Source organism: Streptomyces sp. NBC_00316, from assembly GCF_036158715.1.
In the GTDB taxonomy this organism is placed as follows: Bacteria; Actinomycetota; Actinomycetes; order Streptomycetales; family Streptomycetaceae; genus Streptomyces.
This window is the reverse complement of the sequence record NZ_CP108023.1, coordinates 8,557,570-8,572,374: the sequence shown is the minus strand read 5'-3', so window position 1 is coordinate 8,572,374 and position 14,805 is coordinate 8,557,570. Positions and strand designations below refer to the sequence as shown.

General features: G+C 68.1%; 16 protein-coding genes. 11 read left to right on the top strand and 5 right to left on the bottom strand.

Features of this window, described 5'->3' with window-relative positions; all coding sequences use genetic code 11:
* The first annotated feature begins 164 nt into the window (after positions 1-164).
* Positions 165-752 (top strand): LLM class flavin-dependent oxidoreductase, encoded by a 588-nt coding sequence (locus OG878_RS38280; RefSeq protein ID WP_328891040.1) that lies wholly within the window; start codon positions 165-167, stop codon positions 750-752.
* Here OG878_RS38280 and OG878_RS38275 read toward each other — a convergent pair.
* Positions 710-2,287 (bottom strand): aldehyde dehydrogenase (NADP(+)), encoded by a 1,578-nt coding sequence (locus OG878_RS38275; RefSeq protein ID WP_328891039.1) that lies wholly within the window; start codon positions 2,285-2,287, stop codon positions 710-712. The two genes, OG878_RS38280 and OG878_RS38275, sit on opposite strands and share 43 nt — an antisense overlap.
* A complete protein-coding gene (locus OG878_RS38270; protein ID WP_328891038.1) occupies positions 2,284-2,913 on the bottom strand; it encodes an isochorismatase family cysteine hydrolase in 630 nt (209 codons plus the stop codon). Before OG878_RS38270 ends, OG878_RS38275 begins: the two co-directional genes overlap by 4 nt.
* 174 nt (positions 2,914-3,087) lie before the next feature.
* Here OG878_RS38270 and OG878_RS38265 point away from each other — a divergent pair, with 174 nt between their 5' ends.
* From OG878_RS38265 to OG878_RS38250, 4 genes are all read left to right on the top strand, one after another.
* Entirely contained in the window at positions 3,088-3,678 is a 591-nt protein-coding gene (locus OG878_RS38265; RefSeq protein ID WP_328891037.1) for a TetR/AcrR family transcriptional regulator, read from the top strand.
* Between the two features lie 343 nt (positions 3,679-4,021).
* Positions 4,022-5,113, top strand: a complete 1,092-nt coding sequence (locus tag OG878_RS38260) for an IS630 family transposase (protein ID WP_328885146.1) — start codon at positions 4,022-4,024, stop codon at positions 5,111-5,113.
* Positions 5,114-5,179: 66 nt separating this feature from the next.
* The gene (locus OG878_RS38255; protein ID WP_328887582.1) at positions 5,180-6,289 is read left to right on the top strand and encodes an IS630 family transposase; all 1,110 of its coding nucleotides are present in this window, start codon (positions 5,180-5,182) and stop codon (positions 6,287-6,289) included.
* A gap of 72 nt (positions 6,290-6,361) precedes the next feature.
* Entirely contained in the window at positions 6,362-6,580 is a 219-nt protein-coding gene (locus OG878_RS38250) for a PLD nuclease N-terminal domain-containing protein (RefSeq protein WP_328891036.1), read from the top strand.
* 517 nt (positions 6,581-7,097) lie between these two features.
* Here OG878_RS38250 and OG878_RS38245 read toward each other — a convergent pair.
* Positions 7,098-7,292 carry a hypothetical protein gene (locus tag OG878_RS38245; protein ID WP_328891035.1) on the bottom strand — a complete coding sequence of 65 codons (195 nt, stop codon included), beginning with the start codon at positions 7,290-7,292 and terminating at the stop codon, positions 7,098-7,100.
* Between the two features lie 319 nt (positions 7,293-7,611).
* On the opposite strand from OG878_RS38245, the gene OG878_RS38240 reads away from it, so the two are divergent.
* The 5 genes from OG878_RS38240 (at position 7,612) to OG878_RS38220 (ending at position 12,297) form a co-directional block, all read left to right on the top strand.
* A complete protein-coding gene (locus tag OG878_RS38240) occupies positions 7,612-8,214 on the top strand; it encodes an FxLYD domain-containing protein (RefSeq protein ID WP_328891034.1) in 603 nt (200 codons plus the stop codon).
* Between the two features lie 379 nt (positions 8,215-8,593).
* Entirely contained in the window at positions 8,594-9,127 is a 534-nt protein-coding gene (cpt, locus tag OG878_RS38235; RefSeq protein ID WP_328891033.1) for a chloramphenicol phosphotransferase CPT, read from the top strand.
* A gap of 333 nt (positions 9,128-9,460) precedes the next feature.
* A complete protein-coding gene (locus OG878_RS38230; RefSeq protein ID WP_328887860.1) occupies positions 9,461-10,663 on the top strand; it encodes an IS110 family transposase in 1,203 nt (400 codons plus the stop codon).
* 719 nt (positions 10,664-11,382) lie between these two features.
* Entirely contained in the window at positions 11,383-11,943 is a 561-nt protein-coding gene (locus OG878_RS38225) for a hypothetical protein (RefSeq protein WP_328891032.1), read from the top strand.
* A gap of 93 nt (positions 11,944-12,036) precedes the next feature.
* Positions 12,037-12,297: a hypothetical protein gene (locus OG878_RS38220; RefSeq protein ID WP_328891031.1), complete on the top strand. Its 261-nt coding sequence runs from the start codon at positions 12,037-12,039 to the stop codon at positions 12,295-12,297.
* A gap of 17 nt (positions 12,298-12,314) precedes the next feature.
* On the opposite strand, the gene OG878_RS38215 is transcribed toward OG878_RS38220, so the two are convergent.
* Entirely contained in the window at positions 12,315-12,887 is a 573-nt protein-coding gene (locus OG878_RS38215; protein WP_328891030.1) for an ester cyclase, read from the bottom strand.
* 164 nt (positions 12,888-13,051) lie between these two features.
* Here OG878_RS38215 and OG878_RS38210 point away from each other — a divergent pair, with 164 nt between their 5' ends.
* On the top strand, positions 13,052-13,669 hold the full coding sequence (locus OG878_RS38210; protein ID WP_328891029.1) for a TetR/AcrR family transcriptional regulator: 618 nt from the start codon (positions 13,052-13,054) through the stop codon (positions 13,667-13,669).
* 233 nt (positions 13,670-13,902) lie between these two features.
* Here OG878_RS38210 and OG878_RS38205 read toward each other — a convergent pair whose 3' ends face one another.
* A complete protein-coding gene (locus OG878_RS38205) occupies positions 13,903-14,769 on the bottom strand; it encodes a GNAT family N-acetyltransferase (protein WP_328891028.1) in 867 nt (288 codons plus the stop codon).
* Between the last annotated feature and the right edge of the window lie 36 nt (positions 14,770-14,805).

The following is a 14,805-nucleotide window of genomic DNA, read 5'->3' as shown; positions in this document are numbered from 1 at the left end:
CCGCGGACGGGCGCACGGCCCCCGCTCGCCGGCGAAGGCACACCCGCGCGTCGGGCCCCGCACCCTGCTGATTGACGCGTCAAGCATGCATGAAGATATTTGCTTCGTCAATCAAATGATTTCCGAGTGGTCAGCTGCGTGCGGGACCACCGGTGGAGGAGACCATGACGCCCCTGCCCTTCAAAATTGGCCTCAACTCGTTCGGGGAGGTCGCCACGGACGACGGCTGGACGCTCAGCGACGCCGAGACCGTCCGCCTGCTCGTCGAGGAGGCCGCACTCGCCGAATCCTCGGGATTGGACGTCTTCAGCGTCGGCGAGCACTACCGACCGGGCTATGTCGACAGTGCCGCCCCCGTGCTGCTCTCCGCCATCGCCACCGCCACGAAGCGCATCCGCCTCGGAACATCGGTGACTGTCCTGAGCACCAATGATCCCGTGCGGCTGTACCACGACTTCTCGACCCTGGACGCCGTGTCGAACGGTCGGGCCCAACTCGTCCTCGGGCGCGCCTCGGCCACCGAGTCCTTCCCCCTGTTCGGCTACGACCTCGCCGACTACGAGGAGTTGTTCGAGGAGAAACTCGCACTCTTCATGCGCCCACAGCGGGAAGAGACGGTGACGTGGTCCGGCGCGCTCCGGACGCCGCTCGTCGCATGTGAGCGGACCGGCCCCGTCCGTGGGCGCGAACGGGGCCCGATGACGACGGTTCAGTTCCGGGTGAGTTCGCCGTCGACGACTCGCCACAGGTGATGGGGGTTGGCTTCGCGCAGTGACTCGGGAAGCAGCTCGTCCGGGAAGTTCTGGTAGGTGACCGGACGTACGAACCTCTCGATCGCGCCCATCCCCACGGAGGTGAAGCGGCTGTCGGAAGTGGCCGGGAACGGGCCGCCGTGAGTGGAGGCGTACGAGACCTCCTGCGGGATCGAGAAGGCGTTGAACACGATCCGGCCGGTGCGGCGCTCCAGGATCGGCAGGAGCCGCTCGGCGGCGGCGCGGTCGGCGGCCTCGGCGTGCAGAGTGGCCGAGAGCTGGCCGCGGAAAGCACAGGCCACGTCGAACAGTTGGTCGAGTCCGGTCAGCCTCACCAGCAGAACGGCCGGGCCGAAGACCTCCTCTCGCAGGGTGGGCTCGGCCAGCAGTTGTTCCCCGCTGACTTCGTACAGCAGGGACTGGCCGTCCCATGCCTGGGCCGGAGCCGGTCCTGCGGCGATCCGGGTGGCGCCGTCGTTCTCCATGCGCTGCGCGTTGCGGGTGTAGGCGTCGTGGATGCCGGGCGTGAGCATGGTGCGTGCGGCGGCCTTCTCCACCGCGGCGCTCGCCGCGTCCCGCATCTCCTGGAAGCCGGGTCCATCGACGGCGAGGAGGACGGCGGGCTTCAGGCACGCCTGCCCGACGTTGTACATGGCGCGCTGGACCAGGCCGCCGCCGATCTCGGCACCGCGGGCCGCCAGGGCGGCGGGCAGGGCGAAGGTCGGGTTCACGCTGGTCATCTCGGTGAACACCGGGATGGGGTCGGGACGCTGCTGGGCCCGTCGGTACAGGGCCATGCCGCCGCCCTCGGAACCGGTGAAGGTGACCGCCCGGACCAGGGGGTGGTCCACGAGTGCCTCACCGATCTCGTTGCCGGCGCCCCGGACGAGTGAGAAAACGCCTTCGTGCAGTCCCGCCTCGCCGACGGCCTGCTGGATGACGCGGCCCTGGATCTCCGAGGCACCGGGGTGGGCGTTGTGGGCCTTGAGGACGACGGGGCAGCCGGCGGCCAGGGCGGAGGCGGTGTCGCCACCTGCGACGGAGTAGGAGATCGGGAAGTTGCTGGCACCGAAGATCACCACGGGGCCAAGGGCCACCTTCTGCAGCCGGTGGTCCATGCGCGGCGCGGGCTGCCGGTCCGGTTGCGCGGGGTCGATGGTCGCCTGGAGGAAACGGCCCTGACGGACGACCGTGGCGAACTTACGGAATACGTCGGCTGTCCGTATGGCCTCGCCCTCGAACTGGGCAGCGGGCAGGCCCGTCTCCAGGGCAAGGCGTGCAGCGAGCTCGTCCTTGACCGCCTCGAGCTTGTCCGCGATGGAGTCGAGGAAAGCGGCCCGCTCCGCCGGCCCGCTGTGGCTGTAGCTGTCGAAGGCCTCGTCGGCCAGACGGACGGCGTGGTCGATCTCGGTCGGGCCTGCGAAGGCGAATTCGGGTTCGATGAGTTCGCCGGTGGCGGGGTTGAGCGCCTTCATGGTTCCTGTGGCGGTGGGCACGCCGGCCGCTCCGATCAGCAGGTTGCCGGTCAGTGTCATGCGCGTGCTCCCTTGAATGCGGTGGTGAGTTCGTCCGTGGTGGTGATGGCGTGGGCGTAGGTGGGGCCGTTCAGCTCATGCGCGGCGTGCATCATCTCGGGGAGGAATGCCGCGGTGGCGTCACGAACCAGGGTGACGTGGTAGCCGAGTTCCATGGCGAAGCGGCCGGTGGACTCGATGCACGTGTTCGCCAGCAGGCCGACGAGCGTGACGTGGGTGATGCCGTGCTGCTTGAGCTGAAAATCGAGGTCGGTGTTGGCGAAGCCGCTCTGCGCCCAGTGTTCCTGGGCGACGATGTCCCCGGGCTGCGGCTGGAAGTCCGGATGGAACTCCCCGCCCCAGGTCCCGCGGGCGAAGCTGTGGCGCTCCATGATGCCGCGCTGGGTGGGGTTGGGGTGGTCCCACGTCTCGTAGTCACCCGGCTCCCAGCGGCGATGCGGAACGAACACCACACGTATGCCGGCCTCACGGGCGGAGGCGACCACGGAACGCAGGTGTGCCAGCAGTCCCACCTCCTCGGCCAAGGGCTCCAGGCGCGGCCAGATCTTGCCGCCCTCGGACAGGAAGTCGTTGAAGGGGTCGACCAGCAGGACGGCCGTGTGCGCGGGGTCGTAGGTCTGAGACACGGTTTCCGCTCCAATCTGGATTTTTGTCATCATCCACATTCAAGATTACGTACGTCATCCTGAAAGTCAAAGGCAAGCCACTGCAAAACGCCCGTACGGGGCACAGGTGTATGATGACCATCATCCAGTCGCACGGCGGTCCCACCACGCCGCCCACGGAAAGCAGGGACGGACATGGGCCACTCACAGGCAGAGAAAGCGGCAACCCGCGCACGGGTCCTGCGGCTGGCGTCACGCAAGGTCCGCACCGAAGGCGTCACCCGCCCCGGCGTCGCAGACCTCATGAACGAGGCCGGACTGACACACGGCGGCTTCTACAAACACTTCGCCTCACGCGACGACCTGATCGCGCAGGCTTCGGCCGTGGCCCTGGCCGAAGGCACGGCAAAGATGGAACGCGCCACACGCAAGAACGACCAGGACGCACGCGCCGGCCTCATCGACGCCTACCTCGCCAAACAGCACCGGGACACACCCGCCACCGGCTGCGCACTCGTCACCCTCGGCGCCGCCGCCGCACGCGGCGACCAACAGTTCAAAGACGCCTACGAAAAGCAGGTACGCACCTACCTGGAACTCATCGCAGGCCTCAACGACGACAACGAGAACACCCGAGCCGAAGCAATGCTCACCCTCAGCGCCCTCGTCGGCGCCGTACTCATCTCCCGAGCCGTCTCCGACAAGGACCTCTCCGACGAACTCCTGCGGACCGTCGCCGAACAACTGAAACACAACAGGTCACACGCTCCATCCCCCCTCGCCTGACAACATCCGCCCTCGGGCCCGGCCGGCTCCGGGTGGGATGGGCGATCCCTGGAACGGGCCGCTCACCCGACATCGCTCTAACCGTGCCCCGGCGGCCACGGGAGGCTCTCGCCAACGCGGGCGATGCCGATGGCCGACCACGCACCGCCATGCGCGGTCGCCCCAAGGGCCTGTTGCGAAAGGATCTCGGCAGCGGGCGCTCACGCTGCTGCGGTCGTTGTGAGATGGCCGTACGCTCCCTGCCCCCTTCCTGGCCGTAGGGATGAAAGGGGCGCGCTACCTCGCTGTGTGACGCCCGCTAGTGTCCCGAGTCTTAGGAAAGCTTTAGAAGTATGCTTGGCTCATGGCGCGCATGGGTCGGCCGACGGTCGAAGTGGTCCTGACGGATGACGAGCGGGAGACGTTGCTGCGCTGGTCACGGCGGGCGACGTCCGCGCAGGCTCTGGCCTTGCGCTGCCGGATCGTCCTCGCGTGCGCTGACGGGTTGTCGAACACTGCGGTGGGCGCGGACCTCGGGATCCACCCGACCACGGTGGCCACATGGCGGAAGCGGTTCGCGGCCAACCGGCTGGAGGGCCTGGCCGACGAGAAGCGGCCGGGCCCGGCGCGCACGGTGACCGACGAGCAGGTCGAGGACGTGATCGTGCGGACCCTGGAGGCGACGCCGAAGGGCGCCACGCACTGGTCCACGCGCGAGATGGCGAAGCAGAGCGGGCTGAGCCAGTCGACGGTCTCACGGATATGGCGCACCTTCGGCCTCAAGCCGCACCAGGTCGACACCTTCAAGCTGAGCAAGGACCCACAGTTCGTCGAGAAGGTCCGCGACGTTGTGGGCCTGTACCTCGATCCGCCCGAGCGCGCCATCGTGCTCTGCGTCGACGAGAAATCGCAAATCCAGGCGCTGGACCGCTCGGCCCCGGTGCTGCCGATGATGCCCGGCATGCCCGAGCGCCGCACCCACGACTACCTGCGCGGAGGCGTCACCACCTTGTTCGCGGCGCTCAACACCGCCACCGGCGAGGTCATCGGCTCCCTGCACCGCCGCCACCGCGCCGCCGAGTTCAAGAAGTTCCTCGCCAAGCTCGACAAGGAGGTCCCCGCCGAGCTCGACGTCCACCTGATCTGCGACAACTACGCCACCCACAAGACCCCCGCCATCCAGAAATGGCTGCTCGCGCACCCGCGCTTCCACATGCACTTCACGCCCACCAGTTCGTCCTGGCTCAACCAAGTCGAGCGCTGGTTCGGACTGCTGACGGACAAGCAGATACGCCGCGGCGTCCACAAGAACGTACAAGCGCTGGAGAAGGACATCCGCGACTGGATCGCCCACTGGAACGAAGACCCCAAGCCGTTCACCTGGACCAGATCCGCCGACGAGATCTTCGAACGCCTCGCCGGCTACCTGAACCGCCTGCCGAACCCCAAATCCTAGATATGTAGTGCTCCTAAGACTCGGGACACTAGTGTCCTGAGTCAATAATTCGTCTATGGTTTGGGGATGACTCGTCCGGGACCGAAGCTTGTGCCGTTGGATCTAACTGCTGCGGAACGCGGGGAGTTGGAGCGGTGGGTGCGGCGGCGCAAGGGTGCCCAGGACATGGCTCTTCGAGCCCGCTTGATCCTGGCGTGTGAAGCGGTGGGTGAGGACGGGTTTCCGGTCTCGACGAAGGCAGTCGCGGGCGAGATCGGTGTGACGCGGGAGACGGCGTCGAAGTGGCGGAAGCGTTTCCTGGTCGACAGGCTCGCTGGTCTGCAGGACGAGCCGCGTCCTGGCCGGCCTCGCACGGTTTTGGACGAGCAGGTCGCGGATCTGATCGCACGGACTCTGGAGTCGAAGCCGGAGAACGCCACGCATTGGTCGACGCGCTCGATGGCGAAGAAGACGGGTCTGTCCCAGTCGACGGTTTCACGTGTGTGGCGGGCTTTCGGGCTGCAGCCGCACCGCTTCGAGTCGTTCAAGCTGTCGACGGATCCGTTCTTCGTCGACAAGGTCCACGACGTCGTCGGCCTGTATCTCGACCCGCCTGAACGGGCGTTGGTGCTGTGTGTGGACGAGAAGTCGCAGATCCAGGCCCTGGACCGGTCTCAGCCAGTCCTGCCGATGATGCCGGGGGTGCCGGAGCGGGCCACCCACGATTACGTCCGCGCCGGCACCACCACCCTCTTCGCCGCGTTCGACGCCGCATCCGGCAAAGTCATCGGCTCCCTCCACCGCCGCCACCGCGCGACGGAGTTCAAGAAGTTCCTCACCAAGCTCGACAAAGAGATCCCCGACGACCTCGAGGTCCATCTCGTCTGCGACAACTACGCGACCCACAAGACCGCCGCCATCAAGAAATGGCTCCTGGCCCATCCCAGATTCCACATGCACTTCACGCCCACGAGCTCTTCCTGGCTGAACCTCGTAGAGCGATGGTTCGCAGAGCTGACGGCCAAACAGATACGCCGCGGCGTCCACAAATCCGTCCAGGCCCTGGAGAAGGACATCCGCAACTGGATCACCACCTGGAACGAAGACCCCAAGCCATTCATCTGGACCAAGACAGCCGACCAGATCCTCGAATCACTCGCCACGTACTGCAAACGAATTACTGACTCAGGACACTAGCATGGGTGTGCAGTGGGGCCAGGCGGTGCCGCACACAAGCCGGCAGGCGCCCCTGGCACACGAGGTGATCCAATGACATCAGCGCTGGTCTACGCGATTTACCTCATGGTCGCGGCGTTGTACGTCTATGCCCTGGTCGACTGCATCAGGACGCCTGTGCCGCGCATTCGCATGTTGCCCAAGACCGGCTGGCTGATCATCATGGTCCTGTTCCCGATTTTGGGCGCCATCGCCTGGCGCAACCTGGGCAAGTGCTCCGCTTCCGCGGAGGACCGAATGGCTGCCGCCTGAGCTCTCACTCACCGCTCTCCTGTGTCGTTCAGAGCCATTCGTTGATCGCTGCGACCAGCACGGCCGCTTCGTAGCGGACGGCGAGTATGTCGTACCGGGTGGCGACAGTTCGATGGCGCTCGAGGCGGTTGATGCCGCACTCGACAGCACGCCGCTGCGTGTAGTCGTCCCTGTCGAACTTCAGCGACCTGCCACCGCACGAACCGCGCTACTGCCGGTTGCGGACCCGGTCCGCCGGAACCGGGATGGTGGCCTTGATACCGCGTCTACGCAGGTGGGTGCGCTTGCGTCGGGAGTCGTACGTGAGTCGACGTTGGCCTCCCAGGCGATCAGGCCCTCCGCGTCTTCTTCGGCCTGGAGCCGGGCGAGAAACCTCGCCCAGGTCCGTCCCGCTACCAGCGCCCGGGGGAAGGCATCCCACGCATCGCCGTCCACACGCAGAATGCCGCCCGTGGCGAAGGGGGCATTGAAGGCATCACCACGAGTCGCATACCGCGCCCCATCCCTGTCGGCGACCTCACAGGCCCAAGTCGAAGGCGAGGCACGAGAAGTGGTTCCAGGAGCCCTCGGGGTTGTAGGACGCGATCGCCGCATTGTTCGGCTCGGCTTCCTTCTCCTCCACCATTTCGTGAAATTGGATGCGCTCCGGCAACGTGCCGAATCGCGCATGCCGCGCCGCCGCTGCCGCGTCCAGTGCAGGCTCAGTTTCCACAGTGGCTTCCCTTCTCGCAGCGAACCGATCCGTCGGGCTCGATGGACACAAGGCTGCATCCATCCCCTGTCACCCGTCAAGGGGGTGACAGGTGTGTTTGCATCACTCGGAGAGGAACACCCACTGTTCGAACTCGTGCCACTACGTTGCGTGTATATGCCCCTCATATGGGCCGGCACGGGCCGGTAGCGCGATCGCGCCCCGGAGACCCGGCTTCGCTGCTCGGCAGACTCCGGCAAGGACGCGGCGCCTCCCCGGCCGAGAAGCGTGCGGGCCTTACCGTGTCCTCGCACACCCGTACATCCCATGGGGGGATCACATGTCTTTTCCGACGCCACCTGGCCAGGAGCCGCAGCAGCCGCCGCAGTGGGGCCCGCAGCCCCCACAGCAGCCCTATCAGCAGTGGCCGCAGCAGGCCCCGGGGTGGGGCGCGCCACCACCCCGTAAGTCGAACACCGGGCTGATCGTCACGTTGTCCATCGTGGGTGGGCTGCTGGTGATCGGCGCCGTCATCGGGCTGCTCGCCATGCTGGGCTCCGAGATCAGCAAGGCGGCGAAGTCGAGCCCGCCTGTTCCGGCACGGTCGTCCTCCAGTGCCCCAGTGGAGTCGGCGCCGGCCGAGGAGCCTGCGATCGAGAACGGTCCGGAGGCGGACGTGAAGCTGTCGAAGTGCGTGGTGGATCCGTTGACGACGTGGCCGTCCGTCGTGGTGGAGATCGTCAACCACGGTGACGGAGCGGCGACCTACGTGGTGAACGTGGAGTTCGTGGATGCGGGCGGCACGCGGGTGGCTGAGGGGCTGGCGGCGTCCGACGAGGTGGCGAAGGGGCAGAAGGTGAGGACGACGGCGCAGGGATTGGGGAAAGCGCCGAGCGACACCAAGTGCAAGGTCACCAAGGTGACGCGGTACCCGTCGACGTAGCTCGTCCGGATGTGTCGACGCCCCCTCGCACGTGGGCGAGGGGGCGTCTATCTGGTCATGGCTGGTGCCCCGCACGGGCGTTCACCTGGGGGGCCGTCGACATCCAACGTCGCGGTCCGGGATCCGTCCGGATGGCGGAGAGCGGGGTGCGGACGGGCTCCGCGCGCTCGATGAACTCCCCCCTCGTCCGCCAGTTGCACTCGTGTCACGCAAAGAAGACCTACCGGTCCGGGCTCCGACGCGAGCGCGACTCCCGCAGATTGATCACGATGCGATCTGCGCCCTGGAGCCACTCGGAACAGTCACCGGGTTGTTGCAGCAGAGCAGTATGTGCCGATATTCGTTTCGTGCCGTGCAGGAAGCGCCTTACTGTGGCGCGGTGACGACTCAGATGATCATTCTCAACGGCGGTTCCAGCTCGGGGAAGTCCGGAATCGTACGGTGTCTCCAGGCCGTACTGCCGGATCCGTGGCTGGCGTTCGGGTGCGACTCGTTCGTCGACGCCATGCCCGCGAAGATGCAGGCGTCGGACGAGGGAATCGTGTTCGCGGCGGATGGCGGGGTGAGCGTCGGGGCGGACTTCCGGGCGCTGGAGGCGGCCTGGATGGACGGCGTCGTGGCGATGGCCCGTGCAAACGCCAGAGTCATCATCGATGACGTCTTCCTCGGGGGCGCAGCGTCCCAGAAGCGGTGGCAGAAGGCTCTGGGCGGCCTGGCTGTGTTGTGGGTCGGCGTCAGGTGTGAGAGTGCGGTCGCCGCAGGCCGTGAGGTCGCACGAGGAGATCGCATCCAGGGAATGGCCGCGTCACAGGCGGATGCAGTTCACGAGGGGGTGTTCTACGACCTGGAGGTGGACACGACTCGTACCGAGTCCCTGGTGTGTGCGCGAACCATCGCCGCCCACGTCAGCTGATCGCCGGATCGGCTCCCGGCCGGCAGCCGCAGGCCGCTCACGCTGCGGCGGTGCTGGGGCCGGTCCCCCCCCGTTATGTTCTTCGCGGTCCTGCAAGAGGGCCACTGGCCTCCGGGCCCGGCATGACTGTGTCCCCCTGTCGAGCGATGACCTGGGGGGTGGTGTCACCGGGCCCGAGAGGCGCCGTTGGAGACGCTGATGAGAGGTCCGACTACCGCCTGGCCGGGTGCAATGCCCGGCCGTTTGCGGGCGGCAGGTCTGCATAACGTGGATGCGCGCGTACGGCGCCAACGCCTTGGCCAGCACCGCACGAACCCCGCTCGGGAGGATGGGTTGTACGACATCGGTGACGTGGGCGTTTTCCTCGGCCTGGACGTCGGCAAGAGTGCCCACCACGGCCACGGGCTGACCCCGGCCGGCAAGAAGGTCTTCGATAAGCAACTGCCCAACAGCGAGCCGAAACTGCGGGCCGTGTTTGACAAGCTGGCCGCAAAGTTCGGCACCGTGCTGGTGATCGTGGACCAGCCCGCCTCGATCGGAGCCTTGCCCCTGACCGTGGCCCGGGACGCCGGCTGCAAGGTCGCCTATCTGCCCGGCCTGGCGATGCGGCGCATCGCCGACCTCTACCCGGGCGAGGCCAAGACCGACGCCAAGGATGCGGCGGTGATCGCGGACGCCGCCCGCACCATGCCACACACCCTGCGCTCGCTGGAGCTGACCGACGAGATCACCGCCGAGCTCACGGTCCTCGTCGGCTTCGACCAGGACCTCGCGGCCGAGGCCACCCGCACCAGCAATCGCATACGCGGCCTGCTCACCCAGTTCCACCCCAGCCTCGAACGTGTCCTTGGCCCCCGCCTCGACCACCAGGCGGTCACCTGGCTCCTCGAGCGATACGGCTCTCCGGCCGCACTGCGGAAAGCCGGTCGCCACAGGCTCGTTGAAGTGATCCGACCCAAGGCCCCGCGCATGGCCGCCCGGTTAATCGACGAGGTCTTCGACGCGCTCGACGAGCAGACCGTCGTGGTGCCCGGGACCGGCACCCTGGATGTCGTGGTGCCGTCCCTGGCCCGCTCGCTCGCGGCCGTCCACGACCAGCGCCGGGCTCTGGAAGCCCAGATCCGGGCCCTGCTGGAGGCACACCCTCTTTCCACGGTCCTGACCTCGATGCCAGGGGTCGCTGTCAGGACCGCCGCCGTCCTGCTGGTCACCGTCGGCGACGGCACCAGCTTCCCCAGCGCCGCCCACCTCGCCTCCTACGCCGGACTCGCCCCCACGACGAAGTCGTCGGGGACCTCGATCCACGGCGAACACGCACCCAGAGGCGGAAACCGGCAGCTCAAACGGGCCATGTTCCTCTCAGCCTTCGCCGCCCTGCACGATCCCGCCTCCCGCACCTACTACGACCGATGCCGGGCCCGCGGCAAGACCCATACCCAGGCCCTCCTCCGCCTCGCCCGGCATCGCATCAGCGTGCTGTTCGCGATGCTCCGCGATGGCACCTTCTACGAACCCCGAACCCCACGCCTCGCTTGACGAAAGACATAGAGGCACCCCCCCCGCGGATGCCCTTCTCTCTGCGGATGCGGCGCGTTCCTTGCACCGGGCGGCGAGGACGACGGGGTGGCGGGCGTTGGCGTCGCGCCGACGCAGACGGGCGTGCACGGCCCGGGTCCGGAGGTTGTGGCTGGGGTCGTAAGAGGAGCACAAAGGATGCGTACGAACTGCGGCGGGATGGGTACCGCGTCCCCGCACAACCGCTCCGTCGCCGCGCAGCGACATCCGCGGCGGGCCTCGTCGGCGCGCGTGACGCGGATGACCGGCCTGATCCGCGGCGGCACGGTGCACGCGATCGGCACAGCGGCCTTCCCGGCCTCGGAGAACATCGAGGCGTGGTGGGTCGCCGAGCGGCGCACCCTCGAGCTCTTCCCGACTCTGCAGGCACGGGTGAGCGAGCATTGGTCGGTGCTGGCGCAGCCGGAGGTCGCCGCCCGAGGACAGCACGTCGGCGGTATACGGACTGAGCGCTTCAATTGGCCTTCTGGCTCTCTGCATGGCCCAGTTGAGCGTTGCGGTGGGCCCGTGCAATCACTGCCTCGGCTTTGGCTCCGTGCCCGGCGACGGGGACCGGATGGGAGGAATGTCGGAACCAGTTGGAGCAGGCGGCCGCAGAGACCGACGCACGTTCGCAGCCCGACGTCCGCACCGATAAACCAGGATGCGGGCGGGGCAGGCGGCTGCGTAACGTGGCGGGTATGGACGTGACTTTCACCAAGGGTCCCGGCCGCTCGTACTCCGTCGCGGTCCGGCGCGAGCGCGGCCCGGAGCTGGCGCCGCGCGGCGGGCCGGGCTACCACCCGTATCTGCCGCACGACCTCGTGCACTTCGTGGTCGAGGCGGAGGCCGGGCTGCGCGGCGGAGTCTACGGACGGCTGGACGCAGGCGAGCTCGGCTTCTTCTGGCCCGCCGACCCGGCCGAACGAGGGCGCGCCCGGCGCCGTGAGAAGACGCGGAAGCCGACACCGCAAGCGAGCGCGGACATGGGCCGCTCGGAGGAGCTTGCAGGCGCCTGCCTGATGTTGTGGGAGCTGCGGCGCGAGCAGCGCGCGGTGCTGTCGCCGTGGCCGGAGGTTTGGATCCCGGACCCGATGACGGAGCGCATCGTGGCGCGCATGGACGAGTACGCCGAGCAGTGGCATGCGCTGCCCGACGGCGGCAGCCTCACCGTCAGCTGGACATGCGGGCCGGCAACCCGGGCGAGTGGTGCTCGCCGTGGGCAGCCCGCACAGCGGACAGCGGCGAGTCGCCGCCGGTGAGCGTGGCGCGGCAGTCGGGCCCGTGCGTCCTGTTGGCAGGCAGCAGCCCGGCAGCCGCCTGACCCACTGGTTCTTTCCTCACGCCGACCGGCCATGGCCGCCTGCCAGTCCGCCATGTGGGCCGTCGGCGGCTTCTCCGAAGTCCTCGCCACCGAGATCGGCCCCCTGGACATCAACGTCACCGTCCCGGAACCGGGCGGCATGCGCACCGACTGGGCCGGGGCGTCCATGCACACTCCGCCTGTCAGCGAGCCCCACCAGGCCACCGTCGGGGCCGGGTGTGCGTACCGCCAGGTCTCCCGGGTCGGCTTCACGAAAGGCACGTCGGCCGATCTCCGGATCCACGAGACCTGACGGGGGCGCCGCTCAGCTCACCTGCGTACGTTGTCGCGCAGGGCCGATGCCGCTTGCTCTGCTGCTGCGGCGGTGTGGGCGGCGGCTCGGGCGGCGCGCCCGGTCACCTTCCAGGCGAGCATGCGCAGGGCCGTGGCCGGGGCGGGGGGAAAGACACCGAGCTGCCCGAGCATCGTGATGTCGTCGCGTACCGCCTCGTGTCGCAGCACCTTGCCGTCCCGCAGGCCGAGCACATGGATCTGCTCGAAGTCGATCTCGCGTCCGGTGGGCGGAATCGCCTGGTCGAGGGCGCCGTCGCGGTAACGGACGAAGGGGCCGGTGTGCCGGCCCTGCATGCGGAGGCGTACCCACACCTGATCGCCGTCGTGGGCCAGGTCGAGGATGGGGAAGCGCAGGTCGGTGAAGGCCGAGCGCATCCACGCGCCCGAAGCCAGCACGCCGGCCGGTCCGGGGATCGAGCAGGCGGCGGGCGAGACGGCCGCTTCACGGTTGGAGAAGTCGTCGTTCACGACCTCCGCGGCCAGCGCCGGATCTCCCGTCTCCAACACCTTGAAGAGACCACGGGCCACGTTCCTGGCTTCCGTTCCCATCGCGTTCCATTCCTCTCGCGCACGGAGCGATCCATTGCTGCGTACGACAGTTGGCCATGCGTATGAGCTGGGCCGCGTCTGCAGCCCGGGCTCGATATCAATTGAGGTTACATGAGACCTATTGAATAGGACAAAGATGGCATCAATTTGGCTAGAATGCCGTCATGTCCTCCAAGCGCACGTATGTCTCACCCCGGCGAGAGCAGGCTGCCGCGCAGACGCGCACGCTGATCCTCCAGAGAGCGGTCGACCTGTTCGCCGAGCGCGGTTACGGACGGGTGACCGTCGCGGACATCGCGGCCGCGGCGGGCGTCTCTTCGAAGACCGTCTTCGCGAGCGCCGGGAGCAAGAGCGACATCCTGAACGAGATCGTCGACACGGCCGTGCTCGCGTCCGGCTACAAACAAGCCATGCAGCACGTGCTCGCCGAGCGGACCCCCGAGTCCGTACTGAAGGCAGTGGCTCATGGCACCCGAGCGGGCAACGAGGGCCAGTTCGCCGTGCACGAGGCGATCCACAGGGCCCTGCCGTCCCATGAGGACGGCGAGGCCCTGTGGGAGCGCGCCACCGCCGACTACCGCGACGCCCTCCGCGCCACCGCGGACCATCTGCACACGCTGACGCCACCCCCCACGTGTCCGGTCACGGAAACGGCGGACCTCTTGTGGTTCTGGTTCGGCCCAAATGGCTGGCGCGCCCTGGTCGTGGACAGCGGGTGGCCGTGGGACCGTGCGGAGGCCCTTCTCCTCCGCACGGCGATCGCCACGCTCCATACGCCGTGAGGACCCCCGTTGCGGTGTGCGGACCGCGACGGAGGCAGTGACCTCGATCAGTGCGATCGCCGGTGGTCCCGGCTGCTTCGAACACCTCACCGGCAGGGCGTCCGGGCTGCCGGGCGCCATCCGGCAAGCGACCGTGCGGGCGGTCGGGCGAAGACGGCCTGGGCCTCCAGGTACGCCGCAAGTCAGCCCGCTCGGCGGACCCCCGGGATCGAAGGGCCCGGGCTCTATCAGCGTCAGGCCTTGCGGATCCGGTCGCCGATCTCCGGCTTCGCCTCGAACCCGGCCGCCTTGTACGTGGCGACGCCACCGACGTTGGAGCTCGGTGTGCACACACGGACGCTCGACGAGCCCATCTCCCGCAGCGCGGCCGCCCCGGCGACGGTGATCGCCCGGCCGTATCCGCGACCGCGGTGGTCCTCGTGGACGCCCATCGGCTCGATCAGTCCCGGCTTCCCCGGGCCGTCCGACCAGACCGTCACCACCGCCGCCGGGTTGCCCTGGTCGTCGTAGACGCCCAGGCAGCGGGCGTCGGCATAGAACGGCCCCGCCGACATCGCATGCCAGTACTCGCGCGTAGGCCGCGAGGTGTTGAACGCCGACCGCAGAACGTCGGCGAAGTCCTGCGCCTGCTCCGGGCCGATCGCCTTGATCCGCACGCCGGGGTCCTCCACCGCTTCCGTGAGGTCGCGGAATAGCGGCGTCCACGGCTCGTCGACGCCCCAGCCCTCCTTGGTCAGCAGGTCGTGAAGCAGCAGGCCCAGCGGCGCCTCGATGGACACCGCTCCTTCCGGCAGCACGCCGCGCTCAGGCAGCGAAAAGTCCTCGACAAGCCGCCGCGCCAAGTCCTCGTCCTGGAAAGCGTCGGGAGCGACCGTCATCCGCAACACCATCGGCGAGTCCAGCATCCCGACGGCGACGATCCGTCCGCCCCGGCTCCAGGTCCGAACCACCGCGGCCGTCTCAGCCGTTCCGAACCGACAGTTCCAACCGATGTCCCCCGAATGCAGCTGCATCGGCGCTCCGTCGTACTGCCACTCCCGCAGCGCGCCCATAGCCTCGCGCACCCCGCCTGCAGTCGGCGTTCCCAGCACAATCGTCATAGCCGGGATCCGACACCCCATCCCGGAGGTCTGCAA

Excerpts from the sequence above, each read along its gene's own strand:
- OG878_RS38280 (WP_328891040.1), top strand. The coding sequence starts at position 165 with ATGACGCCCCTGCCCTTCAAAATTGGCCTCAACTCGTTCGGGGAGGTC.
- OG878_RS38275 (WP_328891039.1), bottom strand. The coding sequence starts at position 2,287 with ATGACACTGACCGGCAACCTGCTGATCGGAGCGGCCGGCGTGCCCACC.
- OG878_RS38265 (WP_328891037.1), top strand. The coding sequence starts at position 3,088 with ATGGGCCACTCACAGGCAGAGAAAGCGGCAACCCGCGCACGGGTCCTG.
- OG878_RS38260 (WP_328885146.1), top strand. The coding sequence starts at position 4,022 with ATGGCGCGCATGGGTCGGCCGACGGTCGAAGTGGTCCTGACGGATGAC.
- OG878_RS38255 (WP_328887582.1), top strand. The coding sequence starts at position 5,180 with ATGACTCGTCCGGGACCGAAGCTTGTGCCGTTGGATCTAACTGCTGCG.
- OG878_RS38250 (WP_328891036.1), top strand. The coding sequence starts at position 6,362 with ATGACATCAGCGCTGGTCTACGCGATTTACCTCATGGTCGCGGCGTTG.
- OG878_RS38240 (WP_328891034.1), top strand. The coding sequence starts at position 7,612 with ATGTCTTTTCCGACGCCACCTGGCCAGGAGCCGCAGCAGCCGCCGCAG.
- OG878_RS38225 (WP_328891032.1), top strand. The coding sequence starts at position 11,383 with ATGGACGTGACTTTCACCAAGGGTCCCGGCCGCTCGTACTCCGTCGCG.
- OG878_RS38220 (WP_328891031.1), top strand. The coding sequence starts at position 12,037 with ATGGCCGCCTGCCAGTCCGCCATGTGGGCCGTCGGCGGCTTCTCCGAA.
- OG878_RS38215 (WP_328891030.1), bottom strand. The coding sequence starts at position 12,887 with ATGGGAACGGAAGCCAGGAACGTGGCCCGTGGTCTCTTCAAGGTGTTG.
- OG878_RS38210 (WP_328891029.1), top strand. The coding sequence starts at position 13,052 with ATGTCCTCCAAGCGCACGTATGTCTCACCCCGGCGAGAGCAGGCTGCC.
- OG878_RS38205 (WP_328891028.1), bottom strand. The coding sequence starts at position 14,769 with ATGACGATTGTGCTGGGAACGCCGACTGCAGGCGGGGTGCGCGAGGCT.